We start from the raw sequence: 20421 nt of genomic DNA on the forward strand, positions 1-20421 counted from the left end.
TTGCATGTCCCGCCGCACTTTGCTCACGAACATAACCAGACTGGTGTGTATGGATGATGCCCGCACCGAACTGGAAAACGGGTGGGTTCTGGTAGAAGGGCGGCAGATTGTGGCGCTGGGTGGGGGAGGGCATGAACCCCCGCCCAGTGCCGAGCATGTTATAGACCTGCGCGGCCATGTGGTGCTGCCGGGCATGGTCAATACCCACCACCACATGTACCAGTCCCTTACACGGGTTATTCCGCAGGCGCAGGATGCCTCGCTGTTTGGCTGGCTCAAAACATTATACCCCATATGGGCAGGTCTTACGCCCGAGATGGTGCAGGTTTCCACCCGCACGGCCATGGCCGAACTGCTGCTTTCTGGCTGCACCACAACAAGTGACCACCTTTATATTTTTCCCAATGGATGCAGGCTGGACGACCAGATCGAGGCAGCCTTTGCCATGGGCATGCGCTTCCATGCCTGCCGTGGGGCCATGAGTGTGGGCGAGAGCAAGGGCGGCCTCCCCCCCGATGCGCTGGTGGAGCGCGAAGCCGATATTTTGCACGATACCCAACGCCTGATCGAGACGTACCATGACCCCGCCCCCCTTGCCATGCTGCGGGTTGCGGGTGCGCCGTGCTCACCTTTTTCGGTCAGCCGTGAACTCATGCGCGATATGGCGGAACTGGCGCGCGCCACAGGCACCATGCTGCACACCCATCTGGCTGAAAATGATCATGATGTCAGCTACAGCCGCGAACGCTTTGGCCAGACCCCAGCAGAATATGCCGAGGCTCTGGGCTGGGTCGGGCCAGATGTGTGGCATGCCCACTGCGTTAAACTGGACGCCGATGGCATGGCCCGCTTTGGCCGCACGCATACGGGGGTTGCCCATTGCCCGTGCTCCAACATGCGGCTGGCATCGGGCATAGCTCCGGTGCGGCAGATGCAGGCCGCCGGTGTGCGCGTGGGGCTGGGGGTGGATGGCTCGGCCTCCAACGATGGAGCCAGCCTGCTGGGCGAGACCCGGCAGGCCATGCTGCTCTCCCGCCTGTTGCCAGAAACCCCGCAAACACCGGGAATGATGAGCGCGCGTGATGCGCTGGCCCTTGCCACACGTGGAGGTGCCGCCGTTTTGGGGCGTGATGATATCGGCCAGATTGCCGTGGGGATGGCCGCCGATATTGTGGCGTTTGATGTGCGCGGTCTGGCCCATGCGGGTGCCCAGACCGACCCGGTGGCAGCCCTTGTGTTCTGTTCACCCACGCAGGTTTCCATGAGTATGGTGAACGGGAATGTGCTTGTGCAGGACGGATATTTTTCTCGTCTGGACCTGCACGGTCTGGTGGGGCGGCATAACCAGCTTGCCGCCCGCCTGTGCGCGGGGGAACCGGGCTGACCGGCCCGCCGCTGCGAACTGGCACAATAAAATAAAGGAACCCGTGGAAAACTCTCTCGTTTTGTAAGGAGGCGACAACATGACAAGAGAGGTCGACCATGACAGCCAGATTTTATACCCTTCTGCTCGGCGCCACTTTGCTGGCCACACCGGCCTTTGCGCAGGAGAACAGCACGCCCCCATCTGCCCCAACGGCCGGGTCCGCCGCAGCACAGGTCGGCCAGACCCCACCCGCGGCACTGGATGAAAACGGCAAGTGGGTAGAACCCTCCCAGAAGCTGTGGAACAACCCGCGTACAGAGGCCGAACAGCCCGGCACTCAGCCCCCCTCCAATGACCAGCCCGCCAATTCAGCCGAAAATGCCGCGCAGCCTGCCAGTGGCGCACATGCCGGGCAGACCGGCAAGCACACGCATGGCAAGCACGCGCACCACAAAGCGGGTGCGGAAAAAGCCGAAACCTCAAACTAAGCCCGTAGCAACCTGTTCCCCCGTTCTGGGGGTGCAGGGTCAGGCGGAAGGGGCGTTGCCCTTGGGGGCGTGCAGGGTTTTGTGGAGTTGCTCCGTATCCAGCGCGTTTTCCCACCGTGCCACCACAATGGTTGCCACGGCATTGCCTACAAGGTTGGTGAGCGAGCGGCATTCGGACATAAAGCGGTCAATACCGAGTATGAGCGCCATGCCGCCAACGGGCACACTTGGCACAACGGACAAGGTGGCGGCCAGTGTAATAAAGCCCGCCCCCGTAACGCCTGCCGCCCCTTTGGAACTGATCATGGCCACAAGGAGCAGGGCCAACTGCTCGCCAAAGCCCAGATGCACGTCTGTGGCCTGTGCAATAAACAGGGCGGCAAGGGTCATGTAAATATTGGTGCCATCAAGGTTGAAGGAATACCCCATTGGCACCACCAGCCCCACAATACCGGGCTTGCACCCGGCCTGCTCCAGCTTGCTGATAAGGCCGGGCAGGGCTGATTCGGATGAGCTGGTACCCAGCACAATCAGCAGTTCCTCTTTAAGGAACATCAGCAGCCGCAGGATGCTGAACCCCGCCATACGGGCCACAACGCCCAGAATAACCAGCACAAACACACCCGCGGTAAAGTAAAAGGTCAGCACCAGCCCAAGCAGGTGCACAATGGAGCCAAGGCCAAACTTGCCCACGGTAAACGCCATGGCGCCAAATGCGCCAACAGGGGCCAGATACATAACCAGCCGGACCACGCCAAACACCATTTCTGTCAGGCTACGGAACAGGTTGAGCACATTTTCTCCCGCCTGCCCCATCTGCGCCATGCTGATGCCAAACAGAATGGCCACCAGCAGCACTTGCAAAATCTCGCCCGAGGTAAAAGCCCCCGCTGTGGTGGAGGGAATGATCTGGAGCAAAAAGTCGGTAAAGGAATGCCCGTGGGCCGCCTGAACAAACTGCTCTACTGCGGTATTGTCCAGACTTTGCGGGTGGATGTGCATGCCTGCGCCGGGGCGCACAATGTTGGCCACCACCATGCCCACAGCCAATGCCAGTGTGGAAAAACATAAAAAATACAGCATGGCCTTACCCGCCACCCGACCCGTCTGCTTAAGGTCGGCCATGCCTGCAATACCGGTGCTGACGGTCAGAAAAATAACCGGTGCGATCACCATTTTAATCAGTTTGACAAACCCGTCGCCCAACGGTTTGAGCATTGTTGCAACAGACGGGAACAGTGCGCCGACAAGAATACCTGCCGCCACGGCTACCAGAACCTGAAGATAAAGGAACCGCTGATGTGAGCTGGATAGGGGAGCTGTAGAGGGAAGCACGCTGGTTATCTTTCTGTTTTTATTGTTCTTGTTTTGGCGTCCACAATGGGCGTTGGCGAAAAGTTATTGTGTTATATCAAGCCTCTCTGTGTGAGAGGGGGGTAGGCTACTCCCACTTGTTGCAGTTTGGAAAGGGTTGTCCCCTGACTTGGGGCATGAAAAAAACAACACTGTTGTGTGTTCACGCCCCGATCATGGGGTGGCGGGCGGCGTTGTGCGCAAACCTGCAAGGGGGGGCACGCAACAGCAAAGACGTGATGGGGGAATAAAGAGACGTGCGACGGATCTGTGTGTTTTGTGGTTCAAGTGCCGGACGTGGGGCGGCCTACCTGCATGCGGCGGAGCAGCTTGGCCTGCTTATGGCGCAGCGTGGCATTGGGCTGGTTTATGGCGGTGCATCGGTCGGGCTTATGGGGGCGGTGGCCAATGCCGTGCTGGCCGGTGGGGGGCAGGTTACGGGTGTTATTCCTCAAGCACTGGTGGCGCGCGAAGTGGCGCATAACGGGCTGGAAGACCTGCGGGTTGTAGGCTCCATGCACGAGCGCAAGGCCCTTATGGCGGACCTGTCCGATGCGTTTATCGCCCTGCCCGGTGGCATTGGCACGCTTGAAGAACTGTTTGAGGTCTGGACATGGACCCAGCTTGGCAACCATGCCAAACCCTGCGGTGTGCTGAACGTAAACGGGTTTTACAGTTCTTTGGGCACATTTTTGGACCATGTGGTGGAGGAAGGGTTCCTCAAACCGGCACACAGGGCCATTTTACAGGTGGGCCAGACACCCCATGACCTGCTTGACGGGCTGGCGCGCTGGCTCCCCCCGCAGGAGACCAAATGGATTGCACGGAATGAACGCTAATTTTGTTTCAGTGTCGCATTAATACGAACGTAATGTGGATTATATACTTGATGTGAAAGGGATTTTTCTTTCATAATTTCTTAACGCACCCTGAGTAAAAAGAGTTTTATCTTGCGCCCATCTTTTTCTGCGCAGGGTGCTTTTATGTCAGATACAATGCTGAGTTCTCCGGTTGGAGGACGTCCGAATATGCGTAAGGGAGAGCATCAGGCTTTCCGCATGTTCTTTTTGGGAGTGATTGCAGCAGCTCTGGCGTTTGTTGGTTACAGCGTGCTGGCTGACCTGCACGCGGTTGGTACCAGTGGCATAGCAACCGGGGCCTTCGCCCTGCTGGCTCTGGCGTTGCTTATTGCTCTGGGCTTTGAATTCGTGAATGGTTTTCACGATACGGCCAATGCGGTCGCAACTGTTATTTACACCAACAGCCTGCCGCCACTGGTTGCGGTGGTCTGGTCGGGTATGTGGAACCTGCTTGGGGTTCTCACCTCCTCCGGTGCTGTGGCGTACAGTGTTGTTACGCTGCTGCCGGTTGAGCTTATTCTACAGGTCGGCAGTGGCGCTGGCCATGCCATGATCTTTGCCCTGCTGCTGTCCGCCATTGTGTGGAACCTGGCAACATGGGCGCTTGGTATTCCCAACAGTTCGTCGCACGCACTGGTTGGTTCCATTCTGGGCGTGGGCCTTGCAAACCAGCTTATGTCCCCCTCGGGTAGCGCGCTGTATGGCGTGGACTGGATGCAGGTTAAAAAGGTGTTCTCCGCCCTGCTGTTCAGCCCCCTGTGTGGCTTTATTCTTGCCGCTGGCCTGTTCATGGTGCTGCGTGTTGTTGTGCGCAATGCCGCCCTTTACCGTGCGCCTGAAGGCGATGCCCCACCCCCGCTGTGGATCCGTGGCCTTTTGATTGGCACCTGCACGGGTGTTTCCTTCTTCCACGGCAGCAATGACGGGCAGAAGGGCATGGGCCTGATCATGCTGATCCTGATTGGTGCCGCCCCTACCGCTTACGCTCTGAACCGCGCCATGCCTGACAGCATGATGCCCGGCTTTGTGGAAACAGCACAGCAGGCTTCCCACGTGTTTGACGTGCACGCCCAGCCCATGCTCAAGCAGCCCACGGCTGAAGAAGCCCGCGCGCAGGTTACTGATGCGCTGCGCGTCAAGTCTGTTGCCCGCCCAGAAGTGTATGCAGCCCTGTCCGTTCTTTCGGCCGACATTGCACAGGCCGTTAGCGGGTATCACTCCTTGCACGAAATCCCCGCAGCATCCGTGCCTAACGTGCGTACGGATATGTATCTGGTCGCCGAAGCCATTCACAACATGGGCAAGGCAACCTCCTTTACCGCTGAAGAAGATGGTGAACTCGCCAAGTTCATGAAGCAGCTTAACGCTGGCACCCGCTTTATTCCTGTCTGGGTTAAAATTGCCGTGGCGCTTGCTCTGGGCCTTGGTACCATGGTGGGCTGGAAGCGCATTGTTGTGACCGTGGGCGAAAAAATTGGCAAAAGCCACCTGACCTACGCTCAGGGCGCTTCCGCCGAGTTTGTCGCCATGGGCACCATTGGTCTGGCCGAAGGCTATGGCCTGCCGGTTTCCACCACGCACATCCTCTCCAGTGGTGTTGCTGGCACCATGGCTGCGGGTGGCGGTGGCCTGCAATGGGGCACGCTGCGCGCCATGGGCATGGCATGGATTACCACCCTGCCTGCCGCCATGCTGATCAGTGGCGTGCTGTATGTGGTGTTCCGCCACATCTTCTAAAAACCTCCGGTCTGGCGTGGCGCTCTGTCACGCCAGACGATGTTTCTTCCAAACTGCGAAGGCAAGATCATGTCTGATGCCAATGTGAACAGCCTTTCTGCCGCCGAGCGTGAACGCGAACGGATACGGCAGGAGATCATTGACGATCTGGATGAAGAGATCGAACTCGAATTGCAGGATGAGGGACTGGGGGGCGAGACCTCTCCGTCTGACCGCAGCTTCCGCCACACCTATTTTAGCGAACTGGTGCGCCTGCAAGGCGAACTGGTGCGTTTGCAGGATTGGGTGAAGGATACGGGCCACCGTCTGGTTGTGCTGTTTGAAGGCCGGGACGCAGCAGGCAAGGGCGGTGCGATCAAGCGCATTACCCAGCGCCTTAACCCGCGTATCTGCCGTGTGGCCGCATTGCCCGCTCCCACGGACCGTGAAAAAACGCAGTGGTACTTCCAGCGTTACGTGGCCCAGCTCCCCGCTGCTGGCGAAATTGTTCTGTTTGACCGGAGCTGGTACAACCGTGCCGGTGTGGAACGGGTTATGGGCTTTTGCACGGATGAAGAATACGAAGAGTTCTTCCGTTCCGTGCCAGAGTTCGAACGCATGCTGGTGCGCAGCGGCATTCAGGTTATCAAATACTGGTTCTCCATCACCGATGATGAGCAGGAAGCCCGCTTCCGTGCCCGGATTGAAGACCCGCTGAAGCAGTGGAAACTCAGCCCGATGGACCTTGAGAGCCGTCGCCGTTGGGAACTCTACACCAAAGCCAAGGAAACCATGCTCGAACGGTCCAGCATTCCCGAAGTGCCCTGGTGGGTTGTGCAGGCCGTGGACAAAAAGCGCGCGCGCCTGAACTGCATTAACCACCTTCTGGCGCAGGTGCCCTATCAGGCTGTTTCTCACCCGGAGGTTCAGCTTCCCCCGCGTGCGTACCACCCTGATTACGAACGCCTGCCCACACCGGAAAACATGATTGTTCCCGAAATTTACTAAGCGTTTTCAAGGTCCTCCCTGCCATGCAGGGAGGATTTTCTAAAGCAGTCTTCCACAGCATCAATCAAGGCCCGTCCGCTGGCCTCGTCCCGTTTGGGGGCGGCAAACTCTGGTCCCAGCTTTATGCGGTAGCGCATGGGCAGCGGCGGACGCTTTAGAAACGGCCACCCCTGCGACAGATAGGGCGATGGCGTTTCAATCAGCACAACCTGCACATCCGCGCGTGTCCGCTGGGCTATGGCGGCAAAACCCGGCTGCATTGGCCCCGGTTCCGCCCCCGCGCGCGAGCGCGTTCCTTCGGGGAACAGTAGAAGCTGGCAGTTCTCGCCCAAGGCTTGGGAGGCGGGTCCAATAATTTTGAGCAACGTATCGTGCCGTACGTAGCCTGCGGTGCGTAATGTGCTGCCCAGCACCCCGCGCTCCCATATGGAGGCTTTGGTTACGCACACCATATGGGGTAGGGCGGATGCCAGAATAAGGCAGTCCAGACGGGAGGGATGGTTGGCAACCAGCACAAGGTCCCGGCGTTGGGCAATGGCGTCCAGTTCCGCCATGTCACAGTCCAGAATACCGGCTGCGTGCAGGTAGCGCACCGCCACCCGCGCCATGGTGCACAGCCAGCGCCGGGCCACCCGCCTGCGGCGCACGCCATCGGGCAGGGTGTGGCGCAGCACAAAAGACCCCGCGTCCAGCACGACAAACACGCCTCCTGTGACCAGCAGGGAGGCATAAAAGCGTGCCGAGGCACTTACGGATGAGGGGAGCATCGGCATGGGGGCACGTAACAGACCTGCAAGAACACAGAACGGGGGTTGGGGTGCGCCTTAGGGCACGGGTTTGTCTGTTGCCATAATCTGGCGCAGGCTGGCAGCCATGGCGGACTGGTCGGCCTGAGCATCAATCGTGCCACGGTAGCGGGCCTGTGGGTCCATGACCACAAACTGCGGGGACATGCGCATGGCGTATTCCCATTCCGGGTCGCTCACTTTTTCAACCGGCGCGTGGTATTCTCTGGCAAGGTCGGCCAGCGCAAAGGGGGCGGCGGTCCCTGCCACCACGCGGGGGCTTATGGCCTCGCCATACTGGCGCAGGCGCTCGGCGTCATCACGGTCGGGGTCAAGGCTTACAAAAATAATGACCATTTTGCGCTTGCCCGGATCAACCTCGTCCATGGCGGCAGACATGGCGCGCAGGGCGGGGGCGCAGGCATCCTGCCCGCAATGGGTGGCGCCAAACAGCACCAGCATCCACCGGCCAGCAAAGCTTTTGTCCGTCATGGTGCCGGTTGTGGCGTCCATCAGGCGGAAGGATCCACCGACCGGGTTCCCGTAGGAATTAAGGGTAATGCTGTGTTTGAGCGCCAGACCAGTGGCCAAAAAGCCGCCAACCCCGGCCAGAGCCAGAATGCCCACACTCATCAGGGCAACGCGTTTTCCTGCTGGTGTCATGGATTAATGTGCCTCCGCCCAGTTCTGGGCAATGCCTGTTTCTACCACCAGTGGCACGCTGAGCTGTGCCGCTGCTTCCATAATGGTTCTGGCTTTTTCCGCTACGGCCTGTGCCTGTGCGTCGTCCACCTCGAAGAGCAGTTCGTCATGGACCTGTAGCAGCATGCGCGCGCTTTCAAGCCCTGCTTCTTGCAGTGCCGCGGGCAGGCGCACCATGGCGCGTTTGATAATATCCGCAGCCCCACCCTGTAGGGGGGCGTTAATGGCCTGACGCTCCGCATACTGGCGGCGAACAGCACTTTTTTCGTGTATGCCGGGCACGTAGCAGCGCCTGCCAAAGGGGGTCATAACATACCCGTTGGCGCGGGCTTCGGCCTTGATCTGCTCCATATAATCCCGAATGCCGGGGTAGCGGGCAAAATAGGCGTCGATATAGCTTTTGGCTTCTCCTGCGGGAATGCCAAGCTGCTTGCCCAGACCAAAGGCGGAAATACCGTAAATAATGCCAAAGTTAATGGCTTTGGCGCGGCGGCGGGTCAGGGCGTCCATACCTTCGAGCGGGATGTTGAAAACCTCGGATGCGGTGCGGGCGTGAATGTCCTGCCCCAGTTCAAAGGCTTCCCGCAGGGTGGGAATATTGGCCACATCGGCCAGCAGCCGCAGTTCGATCTGGGAATAGTCGGCCGAGATCAACTTGCGCCCGGCAGGGGCCACAAAGGCCTGACGGATGCGCGTACCTTCCTCCGTGCGGACAGGAATGTTCTGCAAATTCGGGTCGGAGGAGGACAGGCGGCCTGTTGTGGTAATGGCCATCTGGAACGATGTATGGACGCGGCTTTCCTTACTGGTCAGCTTGAGCAGGGCGTCCGTGTAGGTGGATTTGAGCTTGGCAAGCTGCCGCCATTCCAGCACACGCACCGGCAGGTCGTGCCCCTGGTCGGCAAGATCCTGCAAGACGGAGGAATCCGTGCTCCACGCACCGGCCTTGCCCCGCTTGCCGCCTTTTAGCCCCATTTCGTCAAACAGGATTTCGCCTAGCTGGCGGGGGGAGGCAATGTTGAATTCCCGGCCCGCAGCGGCGTAAATGCCCTGTTCCATGCTTTTCATGCGGGTTTCAAAGTCGGCGGAAAGCCGGGTCAGTTCCGCGCGGTCCACGGCAATGCCGCATTTTTCCATGGCGGCCAGCACCTGCACCAGTGGGCGTTCCACCTGCTCGTACAGGGCCAGCGCTTTGTTGGTGCGCAAGGTGGGGCGCAGGACGTGCCACAGGCGCAGGGTTACGTCTGCATCCTCGGCAGCGTAGGTGGTGGCTTTGTCTACCGGCACCTGTGCAAAGGGTATGCGGTTGCGGCCCGTGCCGGTCATGGCGTCGTACGGTATGGGCGTGTGGTTGAGGTGCAGGGCGGACAGTTCGTCCATGCCCTGCCCATGCAACCCGGCGGACTGGCTGTAGGAGATCAGCATTGTATCATCCACCGGGGCAATGGTGGCGTGGTCTATGCCTGCGTGGTCGAGTACGAGCAGGTCGAACTTGGCATTCTGGAACACTTTGAGCACACAGGGGTCGGCCAGAAGCGGGCGCAGCAGGTCCAATGCCTGTGTGGGGGTTAGCTGCGTGCCGGTTGGGGCTTCCAGTGTGCCCTCGTGCCGCAGGGGCACATAGCAGGCTTTGCCCGGTGCTGTGGCAAGCGAGAAGCCCAGCATGTTGGCGGCCAGCGGGTCCAGCCCATCGGTTTCCGTATCCACAGCACACAGGCCTGCTTCTTGCGCGGCGCTAACCCATTGTTGCAGGGCCTCGGGGGTGCGTACGGTTTCGTACCCCTCATAAGGAGCGCTCAGCAGGTCGGCGGGGCCGGTGGGGGAGGGGGCATTGGCCGAGGTGGGGCTGTTTTGCCCGTCTGCCCCGCTTTGGGCGCTGGTTCCGGTTTGTCCGGCGGAACTGGCATGGGCGGAGGCGCGGGCTGCACGGTGGAGGTGCGCACCAGCCGCACTGCCCATGCCCATGCGGGACAGAACAGAGCGGAAGCCCATGCTGTCCAGCCAGTCGGCCAGTTCCAGCTTGTCCGGCTCCCGCGTGGTCAGTTCCGCCACGGGTACGGGCAGGGGCACATCGGTTGCCAGCGTGACCAACTGGAGAGAGAGGCGGGCCGCCTGCGCATGCTCGATCAGCATGTCCCGCTTTTTGGATTTTTTCATGCCCGGGGCGTTGGCCAGCACGTTTTCCAACGTGCCGAATTCGTTAATCAGGGCGGAGGCTGTTTTGGGGCCAATGCCGGGCACACCGGGTACGTTATCGGTCGGGTCGCCCATAAGGGCCTGCACGTCCACCACTTTTTCTGGCGGGACACCAAACTTGGTTTCCACTTCCGCCGGGCCAATGGGGGTCTGTTTGATGGGGTCGAGCATGCACACGCCTTGCCCCACAAGCTGCATCAGATCCTTGTCGGAGGAGATGATTGTGCAGGTCCCGCCCATTTTGCGCACGGCCACCGCGTAGGAGGCAATCAGGTCGTCCGCCTCCCAGCCGGGGAGTTCTATACCCGGTACATTAAAGGCCTTTGTGGCATCGCGGATCAGGCTGAACTGCGGGCGCAGGTCCTCGGGTGGTTCGGGGCGGTGGGCCTTGTACTGGGGGTAAATCTCGGAGCGGAAGGTCTGGCGGCTGGCATCAAACAGCACGGCCAGATGCGTGCCCACATGGTCGCGCAGCAGGCGGGCCAGCATGTTGGTAAAACCATAGACCGCATTGACCGGCACCCCTTCGGGGCTGGTCATGGGGGGAAGGGCATGAAAAGCGCGGAAAATAAAGCCGCTGCCATCCACAAGAACCAGATGCGGTGTGTCTGTCATGGCTGGGGGAACCGTGTGCAAGGGAGGGCGAACAAAAAAGCAGGCATGGCTTTGGGATATGCCGCTTGGGCCGGTCTGTCCAGCATGTCTGCCGGGGGCCTGACACAAAAACACCCCGGCGCAGGGCCGGGGTGTGTGCCAGACGGATAAGGGCCGCAGCCTTACGCTACGGTGCTGATCCAGTTGTGCGGGTCGGGGGCGCGGCCGAACTGGATATCGCACAGGTTCTGGCGCAGCTTTGCGGTGACTTCGCCAACCTTGTTGTTGTTGATTGTGCAGGTGTCCGTCTTGCTTTTGAACGTACCAATGGGGGACACAACAGCCGCCGTGCCGCAGGCGAACACCTCGCGCAGTCTGCCCGATTTGGCATCGGCAAAAAGCTGGTCGAGCGCGTAGCGTTCTTCTTTTACGCTCAGCCCCGCATCGCGCGCCAGTGTGAGCAGGCTGTCACGCGTAATGCCGTGCAAAATGGTGCCCCCTGCCAGCGGAGGGGTCAGCAGGGTGCCATCTTCAAACACCATCATCACGTTCATGCCGCCCATTTCTTCCAGCCAGCGGCGTTCTTCCGCATCCAGGAACAGCACCTGCTGGCAGCCGTGGTGCTTGCCTTCCATCTGTGCGGTCAGGCTGGCGGCGTAGTTGCCGCCGCACTTGGCCGTGCCCGTGCCCCCGCGGGAGGCCCGCACGGTTTCGGTTTCCACCCAGACCGAAACGGGGCCTGCATCCTTGGAGAAGTATTCCCCCGCGGCACAGGCAATAACAATGAACTTGAATTCGGATGCGGGCTTGACCCCAAGGGCTGCTTCCGTCGCGATCATGAACGGGCGGATGTACAGTGTGCCAACTTCGGGGGCGGGCACCCAGTCACGGTCAATTTTAACCAGTTGGGTTACGGCTTCAAGGAACAGGTCTTCGGGCAGTTCCGCCATGGCCATGCGCTCGGCCGATTTTTGGAACCGGCGGGCATTGGCTTCGGGGCGGAAGAGCTGCACACCGCCATTGGGGGCGCGGTAGGCCTTCATGCCTTCAAAAATTTCCTGCGCGTAGTGCAGGACGGAGGCTGCGGGGTCGAGCATGAGCGGCTGGCGGGGCAGAATTTCGGCCGAGTGCCAGCCCCTGCCTTCCGTATAGGTAACAACAGCCATATGATCGGTAAAAGCGCGGCCAAAACCGGGGTTGGCGATCAGGCTTTCGCGTTCGGCGGCGGGTGTGCCATCCGTTTTGCGGGTGATCTTGAAGGCAATGCTGTCAGCTACGGTGGTCATGGTGTTCTCGCGTCTTCCGCGGCGCTGGTATGGGGACCAGGGGCCTGGTTGCTCCGATATACGGTTTGTTCTGTTGTTTCAGGCGCGCCATAACGCAGCCTGCCGGTGGCCCGGTTGGGGTCTTTCCTATCATGTTCGCCGTGTCTGTGCCAGACAGGTGCGAACGTGTGCGTATGTGGTCCGTTCCTGTGTGTTGTGCGGCTGTGGCAGGGCTTAACGCCCGCGCCGTGCAGGGTCAGGGCTTTTTTTTGCTAGGAGGCGCAACAATGCCCCATTCCTCCATTCGGCAGGGTTATGCAACGCTGCCCCTCCGTTTTTATGCCCGCACGCAGCCTACTCCGGTTGCCGCCCCCCGGCTGATTGCGCTGAACAGACCGCTTGCGGCCGAACTGGGGCTGGATGCGGGCTGGCTTGCAGGGCCACAAGGGGTGGCCATGCTGGCGGGCAATCTGGTGCCACAGGGCATGGACCCGCTGGCCACGGTGTATGCGGGGCACCAGTTTGGCCATTTTTCTCCCCAACTGGGCGATGGCCGCGCCCTGCTTTTGGGTGATGTGACCGACCGGCGCGGTCTGGTGCATGAGATTCAGCTCAAAGGCTCCGGCCCCACCCCGTATTCACGCAGTGGAGATGGCCGGGCAGCCCTTGGCCCTGTTCTGCGCGAATATTTGCTCAGCGAGAGTATGGCGGCCCTTGGCATTGCCACCACCCGCGCTCTGGCGGCGGTGGAAACGGGCGAGCGCGTTTACCGTGAAACATCGTTGCCCGGTGCTATTGTGGCGCGTGTGGCGCGCAGCCATATCCGGGTTGGCACGTTCCAGTTTTTTGCAGCAGGACAGGATGAGGCCGCCCTGCGCGCTCTGGCCGATTTTGCCATTGCCCGGCTTTACCCGCAGGCCGCCGGGGCGGAGCAGCCCTATGTTGCGCTCCTGCAAAGCGTTGTGGCGGCACAGGCAGCCCTTGTGGCGCAGTGGATGCTGGTGGGCTTTATTCATGGCGTGATGAACACCGACAACATGGCCATATCGGGCGAGACCATAGATTACGGTCCCTGCGCCTTTATGGACACATACAACCCCGCCACCGTGTTCAGCTTTATTGATAAGCGTGGCCGCTATGCCTACACCAACCAGCCCACCATAGCCCTATGGAACCTGACCCGCCTTGCCGAAGCCCTGCTGCCCCTGCTGGCGGAGGAGGATGATCAGGCCATTACCATTGCCCAGCAGGTGCTGGCGGCGTTTCATCCCCATTTCCATACCGCCTATTTTGCGGGTATGCGCGCCAAACTGGGGCTGGTGGGGGAGGATGATGCGGACGAAGCTCTGTTCAAATCCCTGCTGGACCAGATGGAGGCGGCAAAGCTGGACATGACCAACACCTTCCGCGCGCTCAGCCATGCCGGGGTGCTGCGGGGGGATGTGCCCCCCACGGGTCTGCCTGCCAGTTTTGGCCCGTGGCTGGCCCAGTGGCGCGCCCGCGTGGCGCAGCAGGGGAGCGCGGACCATGCCGCCCGTGCCCACGCCATGCAGCAGCTCAACCCATGCTACATTCCGCGTAACCACAAGGTGGAGGCCATGATTCAGGCCGCTGTAAAACGGCAGGATTTTGCGCCGTTCCATGAAATGCTGCACCTGCTGGCCACCCCCTATGTGGAGCAGCCAGGCATGGAACACTACGCAACACCCCCACAGCCTGAGGAGGTCGTACCCTATACCTATTGCGGCACGTAAAGGCTTTTACATAACCCCTGCGGTGCTGATGAAGCGTTGCCCGTTGGCGCCCGCGTCCACCCGTGCATCAATGCGGTACACGGTGCGCAGGTGTTCGGGGGTCAGAATGTCCGCCGGGGGGCCGTAGGCCAGAATCTGCCCATTATGCAAAAGGCAGGCCAGATCGCACTGGTTGAGTGCAATGTTCAGGTCATGCAGAACAAGAATGGTGACCAGATTGCGCTGCACCGTCTCGCGCCGGAGCAGGGCCATAACGGTCTGCTGGTAGTACGGGTCCAGCGCACTGAGCGGTTCATCCAGCAGCAGGGCGCGGGGTTTGCGGCCAAGAGCCTGCGCCAGCCCCGCAAGCTGGCGCTGCCCGCCCGAGAGTTCGTGCAGGCTGCGCGTGGCAAGGTGGGCTATGCCCACGTCATGCAGGCAGGCCATGGCGGCGTCTATATCTTCCGCTGTGCTGGCGCTGCCCTGCCGCCCCGTGGCGTGGCGGGCGGCCAGCATGGCGTCCAGCACACTCAGGCGTACGGGTTCGGGCAGGGCTTGCGGCAGGTACAGGCAATGCTGCGCGCGCAGGGCCAGCGGCAGGGGGGTAAGGTCCACCCCATCCAGTGTGATTGTGCCGGTGGCGCGGAGCAGCCCGCCCATGGCGCGCAACAGGGTGGATTTGCCACTCCCATTGGGGCCAAGCACCGCGCAGACCGCCCCGTGGGGGAATGGCCCGGCCTGCACATTTGCCAGCACGGGCCTGCGCCCATACCGTACGCTCAGATTGCTGAGTGTTAGCCCGCCATCGGGCTGGGGGTGGGTCATGGTGCGCCATCCCCCCGGCGCAGCACAATGACCAGAAAAAACGGGATGCCCACCAATGCGGTGACAATGCCGGTAGGCACCACCACACCGGGCACAAGTACGCGCGCAACAAGAGCTGCGAGGGAGAGAATGCACGCTCCGCTCAACATGCTGGCAGGCAGGTAAAAGCGGTGGTCCTCCCCCACAAGGCGGCGGGCAATATGGGGGGCCACCAGCCCGATAAAACCAATAACCCCCACAAAGGCCACGGCCAGCGCGCATAACAGGCTAATACGCAACAGGGAGGCACGGCGCAGGCGGGGCACATCCACCCCAAGGCTTGCCGCCCGGTCCTCCCCCATGCGCAGGGTGGTCAAGGGCCATGCCGCCCGGAATGAAAACGGAAAAATGCAGGCCAGCGCGCCCCCCAGTAAGCCAAGGGTGCTCCATGTTGCGCGGGTCAGGCTGCCAAGGGTCCAGAACACCAGATTTTGCAGTGCGTCCTCGTTCGCCACAAACTGCATAAGCGCCACCAGCGCCTGAAACGAAAAAACAAGTGCCACCCCGCACAGAATAACCGTGCCCGTGCCGCCCTGCCTCAGCCGTACCAGCATGTCCAGAATCCACACGGACAGCGCGGAGCAGACAAACGCACTCCCCGCTGTGAGCCACATATCGGGCACAAGGTTTGTGTGCCAGTCCAGAACAATGGCGAGCGATGCCCCAAACGCCCCCGCAGCAGACAGGCCAAGTGTAAACGGGCTGGCCAGCGGGTTGGCTAGAATGGTCTGCATTTCCGCTCCCGCCAGCCCCAGTGCTGCCCCCACGCATGCGGCCATAAGCGCGTAGGGCAGGCGGATCTGCCATATGATCAGGCGGGTCTGCGCGTCCACTTCCGCAGGGGTCAATACGGCCCGCAGCAAAGTGGTGGGGGAGAGTGCGGCAGGCCCCACCGCGCAATCCACCAGAACGGACAGAACCAGCACCCCCACCAACCCGCCCAGCACAAGGCTGCGGTGGCGCATGGTGGTTTGGTAGGTCTGCGCAATGGTGGGGTGGTGGTGGAGCATGGTTGCACACTATCCCGCCGTATATGGCGCAGGGCAAGGGGGCATGGCCCACGCTTGCGCGCAAAACTGCAAAACATATGTGGTTTACACGCGGGCCACAGCGCATACGCACACAGCCACGCCCACGCCACTGCTTGACGCACAGCGCGCAAGCGGGCTTTGTACGCGCATATTCCACCCCAGCAGCGTGAGTGAGACGGACGGGTTTGGCACACACAGTTCCAGTACAAGGCGGGGAGGAACCCAAATTTGCCCCCACCCACGGGACCACTCTGGCCTTTACGGTCGATGCGGCACAGGCGGGCGAGCGGGTGGACCGGTTTTTGTCCACCTGCCCCGGAGCGCCCTCGCGCTCACGCATCAAAGGGCTGATCGAGGCCGGGTGCCTGCTGTGCAATGGCGTGGTCCTGCGCGAACCGGCCATGCCGGTCAAACCCGGTATGGTGGTGGTGCTGGACCTGCCTGCCGCCGCCCCCGCCACCCCGCAAGGCGAGGCCATGGAGTTTAACATTCTGTACGAGGATGATGACCTGATCGTACTGGACAAGCCAGCGGGGCTTGTGGTCCACCCCGCACCGGGGAACGAGACCGGCACACTGGTTAACGGCCTGATCGCCCATTGCGGAAATAGCCTTAAAGGAATTGGCGGGGAGCGCCGCCCCGGCATTGTGCACCGGCTGGATAAGGATACGTCGGGCGTTATGGTGGTGGCCAAAACGGAAAAAACCCATCTGGCCCTCTCGGACGATTTTGCCGCCCGGCGCATAGACCGTGCCTATCTGGCTTTCTGCTGGGGTGTGCCCACGCCTGCGGAGGGGGATTACGAAGGGGCCATAGGCCGCGACAAGCGTGACCGCAAACGCATGGCGCTGGTGACCCATGGCGGCAAATGGGCATTAACCCATTACCGCACGCTCAAAGTATTCAACGCATCGGCAGCTCTGGTCGCGTGCAAGCTGGCAACGGGGCGTACCCACCAGATTCGGGTGCATTTTTCGGCCAATGGCCACCCGCTTATGGGGGACCCGCTCTACCTGCGGCGTGTGCCTGCCGCCGCCCGTGGGCTGCCTGCGGGGGCAAAGGCCGCGGGGCTGGACTTCCCGCGTCAGGCGCTCCATGCCGCCCGGCTGGGCTTTACCCACCCCAGAACGGGTGACAAGCTGCTGTTTGAAACCCCCATGCCGCCCGACATGCGCGAACTCGAATACGCACTGAGCGACTCGGAATAACTCCGATTCCGGGTTAAAGGGGACCGCACAGGTCCGCTAACTGTGGCAGTTTTGCTACCATGCGCACCTGTTTTCTTGACAGAGGGCATTTTTCGGGCGCACCATCTTGGTCCATACCGCTCACTTTTCCGTAAGGCGGGAAGGGGCCTTTGGGTTCTGCTGCTCATGCCGAGGGCAGGAACAGGGGCCGTCATATTTTTCCATCGGGTACTGGAACTTGCCTCTGTAGTTGTGGGTGCGCCTGTTGACGGAACAGGAACCAAACGCCCCCGTGGGAGTTTCCAGCTCAGGAAGGAGTACTCAAATCATGGCCTCAGTCATTGATGTTGGGCCTGAAGGCAATCTTTCAAGGTACCTTCAGGAAATTCGCAAATATCCTCTGCTGACACCAGAAGAAGAACTCACCCTTTCGCGCAAATGGCGGGACAAGGGGGATGTCAAGGCAGCCCACCGGCTGGTCACGTCCCACCTGCGTCTGGTTGCCAAAATTGCCATGGGGTACCGGGGCTATGGTCTGCCGATCAATGAACTGATCAGCGAAGGCAATGTGGGCATGATGCAGGCCGTACGCCGCTTTGACCCGGAAAAAGGGTTCCGGCTGGCCACCTACGCCATGTGGTGGATCCGTGCGGCCATACAGGAATACATTCTGCATAGCTGGTCGTTGGTCAAAATGGGCACAACGGCTGCCCAGAAAAAACTGTTCTTCAACCTGCGCCGCCTCAAGGGCCAGATGCAGGCGATCGAGGATGGTGACCTTAAGCCCGAGCAGGTCAACAAAATTGCCACAACCCTAGGTGTGTCCGAGCAGGATGTGGTGGATATGAACCGCCGCATGGCTGCCCCCGACCACAGCCTGAATGCACCGCTCAAGGCGGATCAGGAGAGCGAGTGGCAGGACCGGCTGGTGGACGATCACGTCAATCAGGAAGAGGTTTACGCCGAGAATGAGGAAATGTCGGGTCGCAAGGCGCTGCTCGCCACCGCACTCGAAACCCTGAACGAGCGTGAGCGCCGCATTTTTACCGAACGCCGCCTCAAGGACGACCCGGCGACCTTGGAAGAACTTGCCCATGATTACGGCATATCCCGCGAGCGGGTGCGCCAGATTGAAGTGCGCGCGTTTGAAAAAGTGCAGGAAGCCATGAAGAAGGAAATCGCGGTCCGCCGTAGCGCCACACTGGGGGAATAACCCCCCTTTGTGCGCCATGGGGCCTGCGGTTGTGGTTTGCCATCAGCACACGTGCGGATACACCCGTAACCCGTAACCCGTAACCCGTAACCCGTAACCCGTAACCCGTAACCCGTAACCCGTAGCCCGTAGCCCGCGTGGCCGTGGGCGATGGTGTTTGGCGGCATGGGTGGTTGAAAAAAAACGGCGGGCAAACCCTGCGGCCATAACCGCGCAGGGTTACTCAGGCGTAGGCCACGTCTTGCACAAAAAACGTGGCGTCCGTGCGTCCGTTCCAGCTTTCCGCCCGCAGGTAGCCTGCCAGATGCAGGGGCGGGCGTGTTGCATCTTCCAATACCAGTGCCAGCGGGTTGTTATCCGCCTTGAACAAAAGGGCCTTGAGCCTGCCGCCATTGCTGGCCCGGATTTGCACGCGCAGGGTATTGCTGTCCCGGCCTATGCGGTCCGTGCGGACAATATGCACATTGGGCAGGGCAATAAGGGGTTCGGGGTTGCCTGCGCCAAAGGGGGCAAGGGCGGCCATGTCTGTTGCCAGTTCTGCCGTGGCGCCAGCTACGGCCACAACAGCGTCTATGGTTAGGTCCACGGTCGGGGGGAGTGCGGCCGCCTGTGGCAGACGCGCGTTAAGGAAGGCGTGGAACGCGTCCAGCTTGTCCGCCTCAAGCGAAAAACCGGCGGCCATGGCGTGCCCACCCCCGGTTTTGAGCAGACCCGCCTGACGGGCCGCAATAATAACGGTGCCAAGGTCCAGCCCCGTAACCGAGCGGCCAGACCCCTTTATGCTCCCGTCTTCCTGTTGTGCGCCAACAAGGGCGGGGCGGTTAAAGCGCTCTTTGATGCGGCCTGCCACAATACCCACAACGCCGGGGTGCCAGTCCTTGCCTGCCAGCAGAATAACGCCGTGGCCAGCCTCTTTCTGCTCTGCGGCCTGTTCCATGGCGCGGTCCAGAATGTCGGCTTCCACGTCCTGCCTGCGGCGGTTGACCGCATCCAGCCGCTCGGCCATCTGTTTGGCCTCATGCATATCGGGGCAGCGCAGCAGGCGCAGGCCAAGGGCAGCCTCGGCTATGCGCCCCCCGGCATTGATGCGTGGCCCCAGTGCAAACCCGCAGGAGAACGCATCGGGCGCTTTGGTAACCCCGGCAATTTCAAGCAGGGCGGCAACCCCCACGCGCTGGCGGGCGGCCATAACTTTAAGCCCTTCGGCCACAAACAGGCGGTTAACCCCCTGTAGGGGCATAACGTCACACACCGTGGCAAGGGCCACAAGGTCCAGCAGGGGGCGCAGGTCTGGCTGGGGTTGGGCTGCGGTAAAAAAACCGTTTTCACGCAAGGTGCGTCTGGTGGCGACCGTTGCCAGAAAACTCAGTGCCGCAGCACAGATATGCCCAAGGCCGGAGGTGCAGTCCGCCCGGTTGGGGTTCACGGTTGCCAGAATATCGGGCAGGGCATCTTCGGATTTGTGGTGGTCCAGCACCACCACATCGGCCTTGCCCGCCAACTGGTTGAGAATGGCGGCAGAGGCCGTACCGCAGTCCACACAGACCAGCAGCGTGGCCCCTTGGGCCACCAGCGCTTCCAGTGCGGGCAGGTTAGGGCCGTAGCCCTCGGTCATGCGGTCGGGAATGTGGGTGAGAACGGAGCAGCCAAGCTGTTCAAAAAAAGCCGCCAGCACCGCACTCGCACACGCGCCGTCCACATCGTAATCGCCAAAAATACCGATGGTTTCCCCCGCCTGCACAGCCTGGGCCATGCGGGCGGCCGCCTTGTCCATATCCGTCAGGGAGGACGGGTCGGGCATAAGGGCGCGCAGGGTGGGGGCCAGAAAATGGGGAGCATGGTCGGGGCTGACCCCGCGCATGGCCAGCAGGCGGCCCACAATTTCGGGTATGCCAAGCTGCTGGGCCAGTGCGGCCCCCAGCCGGTTTATGGTGGGGTTGTCCGCCCCCTCCCGCCATGACCAGCGCCGCGCGTTTACGCTGTGTTCCACATTGAGCACGGCGGGCGTTGCGGCGGGGGAGGGCACGGGGGTGCCCTCTGGCATGGTGGTGGGGAGCATG

General features: G+C 61.2%; 17 protein-coding genes. 8 read left to right on the forward strand and 9 right to left on the reverse strand.

Features of this window, described 5'->3' with window-relative positions:
• Positions 1-4 precede the first annotated feature (4 nt).
• Together AABE20_RS06090 and AABE20_RS06095 are read left to right on the forward strand one after the other, a co-directional pair.
• Positions 5-1384: an 8-oxoguanine deaminase gene (locus AABE20_RS06090; protein ID WP_338332266.1), complete on the forward strand. Its 1380-nt coding sequence runs from the start codon at positions 5-7 to the stop codon at positions 1382-1384.
• Positions 1385-1482: 98 nt separating this feature from the next.
• On the forward strand, positions 1483-1854 hold the full coding sequence (locus AABE20_RS06095) for a hypothetical protein (protein WP_338332267.1): 372 nt from the start codon (positions 1483-1485) through the stop codon (positions 1852-1854).
• A gap of 39 nt (positions 1855-1893) precedes the next feature.
• On the opposite strand, the gene AABE20_RS06100 is transcribed toward AABE20_RS06095, so the two are convergent.
• Positions 1894-3189 (reverse strand): dicarboxylate/amino acid:cation symporter, encoded by a 1296-nt coding sequence (locus AABE20_RS06100; RefSeq protein WP_338332268.1) that lies wholly within the window; start codon positions 3187-3189, stop codon positions 1894-1896.
• A 275-nt stretch (positions 3190-3464) separates the two neighbouring features.
• On the opposite strand from AABE20_RS06100, the gene AABE20_RS06105 reads away from it, so the two are divergent.
• The 3 genes from AABE20_RS06105 to ppk2 all read left to right on the forward strand — a co-directional run bounded on the left by AABE20_RS06105 (position 3465) and on the right by ppk2 (position 6791).
• Positions 3465-4046, forward strand: coding sequence for an LOG family protein (locus AABE20_RS06105; protein ID WP_338332269.1), 582 nt, complete (start codon positions 3465-3467; stop codon positions 4044-4046).
• 144 nt (positions 4047-4190) lie between these two features.
• Positions 4191-5804, forward strand: a complete 1614-nt coding sequence (locus AABE20_RS06110; RefSeq protein ID WP_338332270.1) for an inorganic phosphate transporter — start codon at positions 4191-4193, stop codon at positions 5802-5804.
• A 69-nt stretch (positions 5805-5873) separates the two neighbouring features.
• The gene (gene ppk2, locus AABE20_RS06115; protein WP_338332271.1) at positions 5874-6791 is read left to right on the forward strand and encodes a polyphosphate kinase 2; all 918 of its coding nucleotides are present in this window, start codon (positions 5874-5876) and stop codon (positions 6789-6791) included.
• Here the strand turns inward: ppk2 and AABE20_RS06120 are convergent.
• The 4 genes from AABE20_RS06120 to AABE20_RS06135 all read right to left on the reverse strand — a co-directional run bounded on the left by AABE20_RS06120 (position 6788) and on the right by AABE20_RS06135 (position 12354).
• Positions 6788-7564 carry a lysophospholipid acyltransferase family protein gene (locus tag AABE20_RS06120; protein WP_338332272.1) on the reverse strand — a complete coding sequence of 259 codons (777 nt, stop codon included), beginning with the start codon at positions 7562-7564 and terminating at the stop codon, positions 6788-6790. The genes ppk2 and AABE20_RS06120 overlap by 4 nt on opposite strands.
• 51 nt (positions 7565-7615) lie before the next feature.
• Positions 7616-8239, reverse strand: a complete 624-nt coding sequence (locus AABE20_RS06125; protein WP_338332273.1) for an SCO family protein — start codon at positions 8237-8239, stop codon at positions 7616-7618.
• A gap of 3 nt (positions 8240-8242) precedes the next feature.
• Positions 8243-11089, reverse strand: coding sequence for a DNA polymerase I (gene polA / locus AABE20_RS06130; RefSeq protein WP_338332274.1), 2847 nt, complete (start codon positions 11087-11089; stop codon positions 8243-8245).
• A 161-nt stretch (positions 11090-11250) separates the two neighbouring features.
• Positions 11251-12354, reverse strand: a complete 1104-nt coding sequence (locus AABE20_RS06135; RefSeq protein WP_338332275.1) for a branched-chain amino acid aminotransferase — start codon at positions 12352-12354, stop codon at positions 11251-11253.
• Positions 12355-12620: 266 nt separating this feature from the next.
• Here AABE20_RS06135 and AABE20_RS06140 point away from each other — a divergent pair, with 266 nt between their 5' ends.
• On the forward strand, positions 12621-14087 hold the full coding sequence (locus AABE20_RS06140) for a protein adenylyltransferase SelO (protein ID WP_338332602.1): 1467 nt from the start codon (positions 12621-12623) through the stop codon (positions 14085-14087).
• Positions 14088-14093: 6 nt separating this feature from the next.
• Here AABE20_RS06140 and AABE20_RS06145 read toward each other — a convergent pair whose 3' ends face one another.
• Both AABE20_RS06145 and AABE20_RS06150 read right to left on the reverse strand, forming a co-directional pair.
• A complete protein-coding gene (locus tag AABE20_RS06145; RefSeq protein WP_338332276.1) occupies positions 14094-14891 on the reverse strand; it encodes an ABC transporter ATP-binding protein in 798 nt (265 codons plus the stop codon).
• Positions 14888-15940: a FecCD family ABC transporter permease gene (locus AABE20_RS06150; RefSeq protein ID WP_338332277.1), complete on the reverse strand. Its 1053-nt coding sequence runs from the start codon at positions 15938-15940 to the stop codon at positions 14888-14890. The genes AABE20_RS06145 and AABE20_RS06150 overlap by 4 nt, the downstream gene beginning before the upstream one ends.
• A gap of 272 nt (positions 15941-16212) precedes the next feature.
• Between AABE20_RS06150 and AABE20_RS06155 the strand changes: the two genes are divergently transcribed.
• Together AABE20_RS06155 and rpoH are read left to right on the forward strand one after the other, a co-directional pair.
• A complete protein-coding gene (locus AABE20_RS06155) occupies positions 16213-17169 on the forward strand; it encodes an RluA family pseudouridine synthase (RefSeq protein WP_338332603.1) in 957 nt (318 codons plus the stop codon).
• A 307-nt stretch (positions 17170-17476) separates the two neighbouring features.
• A complete protein-coding gene (gene rpoH / locus AABE20_RS06160; protein ID WP_338332278.1) occupies positions 17477-18361 on the forward strand; it encodes an RNA polymerase sigma factor RpoH in 885 nt (294 codons plus the stop codon).
• A gap of 42 nt (positions 18362-18403) precedes the next feature.
• Here rpoH and AABE20_RS06165 read toward each other — a convergent pair whose 3' ends face one another.
• Together AABE20_RS06165 and recJ are read right to left on the reverse strand one after the other, a co-directional pair.
• Positions 18404-18568 (reverse strand): hypothetical protein, encoded by a 165-nt coding sequence (locus AABE20_RS06165; RefSeq protein WP_338332279.1) that lies wholly within the window; start codon positions 18566-18568, stop codon positions 18404-18406.
• 16 nt (positions 18569-18584) lie between these two features.
• On the reverse strand, positions 18585-20420 hold the full coding sequence (recJ, locus tag AABE20_RS06170; RefSeq protein WP_338332280.1) for a single-stranded-DNA-specific exonuclease RecJ: 1836 nt from the start codon (positions 20418-20420) through the stop codon (positions 18585-18587).
• Position 20421 lies beyond the last annotated feature (1 nt).

The sequence above is a fragment of the Acetobacter zythi genome (assembly GCF_963921165.1).
Taxonomy (GTDB): domain Bacteria; phylum Pseudomonadota; class Alphaproteobacteria; order Acetobacterales; family Acetobacteraceae; genus Acetobacter.

Coding starts and splice junctions, on each gene's coding strand:
- AABE20_RS06090 (WP_338332266.1), top strand. CDS start 5: ATGTCCCGCCGCACTTTGCTCACGAACATAACCAGACTGGTGTGTATG.
- AABE20_RS06095 (WP_338332267.1), top strand. CDS start 1,483: ATGACAGCCAGATTTTATACCCTTCTGCTCGGCGCCACTTTGCTGGCC.
- AABE20_RS06110 (WP_338332270.1), top strand. CDS start 4,191: ATGTCAGATACAATGCTGAGTTCTCCGGTTGGAGGACGTCCGAATATG.
- ppk2 (WP_338332271.1), top strand. CDS start 5,874: ATGTCTGATGCCAATGTGAACAGCCTTTCTGCCGCCGAGCGTGAACGC.
- AABE20_RS06120 (WP_338332272.1), bottom strand. CDS start 7,564: ATGCCGATGCTCCCCTCATCCGTAAGTGCCTCGGCACGCTTTTATGCC.
- AABE20_RS06125 (WP_338332273.1), bottom strand. CDS start 8,239: ATGACACCAGCAGGAAAACGCGTTGCCCTGATGAGTGTGGGCATTCTG.
- polA (WP_338332274.1), bottom strand. CDS start 11,089: ATGACAGACACACCGCATCTGGTTCTTGTGGATGGCAGCGGCTTTATT.
- AABE20_RS06135 (WP_338332275.1), bottom strand. CDS start 12,354: ATGACCACCGTAGCTGACAGCATTGCCTTCAAGATCACCCGCAAAACG.
- AABE20_RS06140 (WP_338332602.1), top strand. CDS start 12,621: ATGCCCCATTCCTCCATTCGGCAGGGTTATGCAACGCTGCCCCTCCGT.
- AABE20_RS06145 (WP_338332276.1), bottom strand. CDS start 14,891: ATGACCCACCCCCAGCCCGATGGCGGGCTAACACTCAGCAATCTGAGC.
- AABE20_RS06150 (WP_338332277.1), bottom strand. CDS start 15,940: ATGCTCCACCACCACCCCACCATTGCGCAGACCTACCAAACCACCATG.
- rpoH (WP_338332278.1), top strand. CDS start 17,477: ATGGCCTCAGTCATTGATGTTGGGCCTGAAGGCAATCTTTCAAGGTAC.
- AABE20_RS06165 (WP_338332279.1), bottom strand. CDS start 18,568: ATGGCCGCAGGGTTTGCCCGCCGTTTTTTTTCAACCACCCATGCCGCC.
- recJ (WP_338332280.1), bottom strand. CDS start 20,420: ATGCTCCCCACCACCATGCCAGAGGGCACCCCCGTGCCCTCCCCCGCC.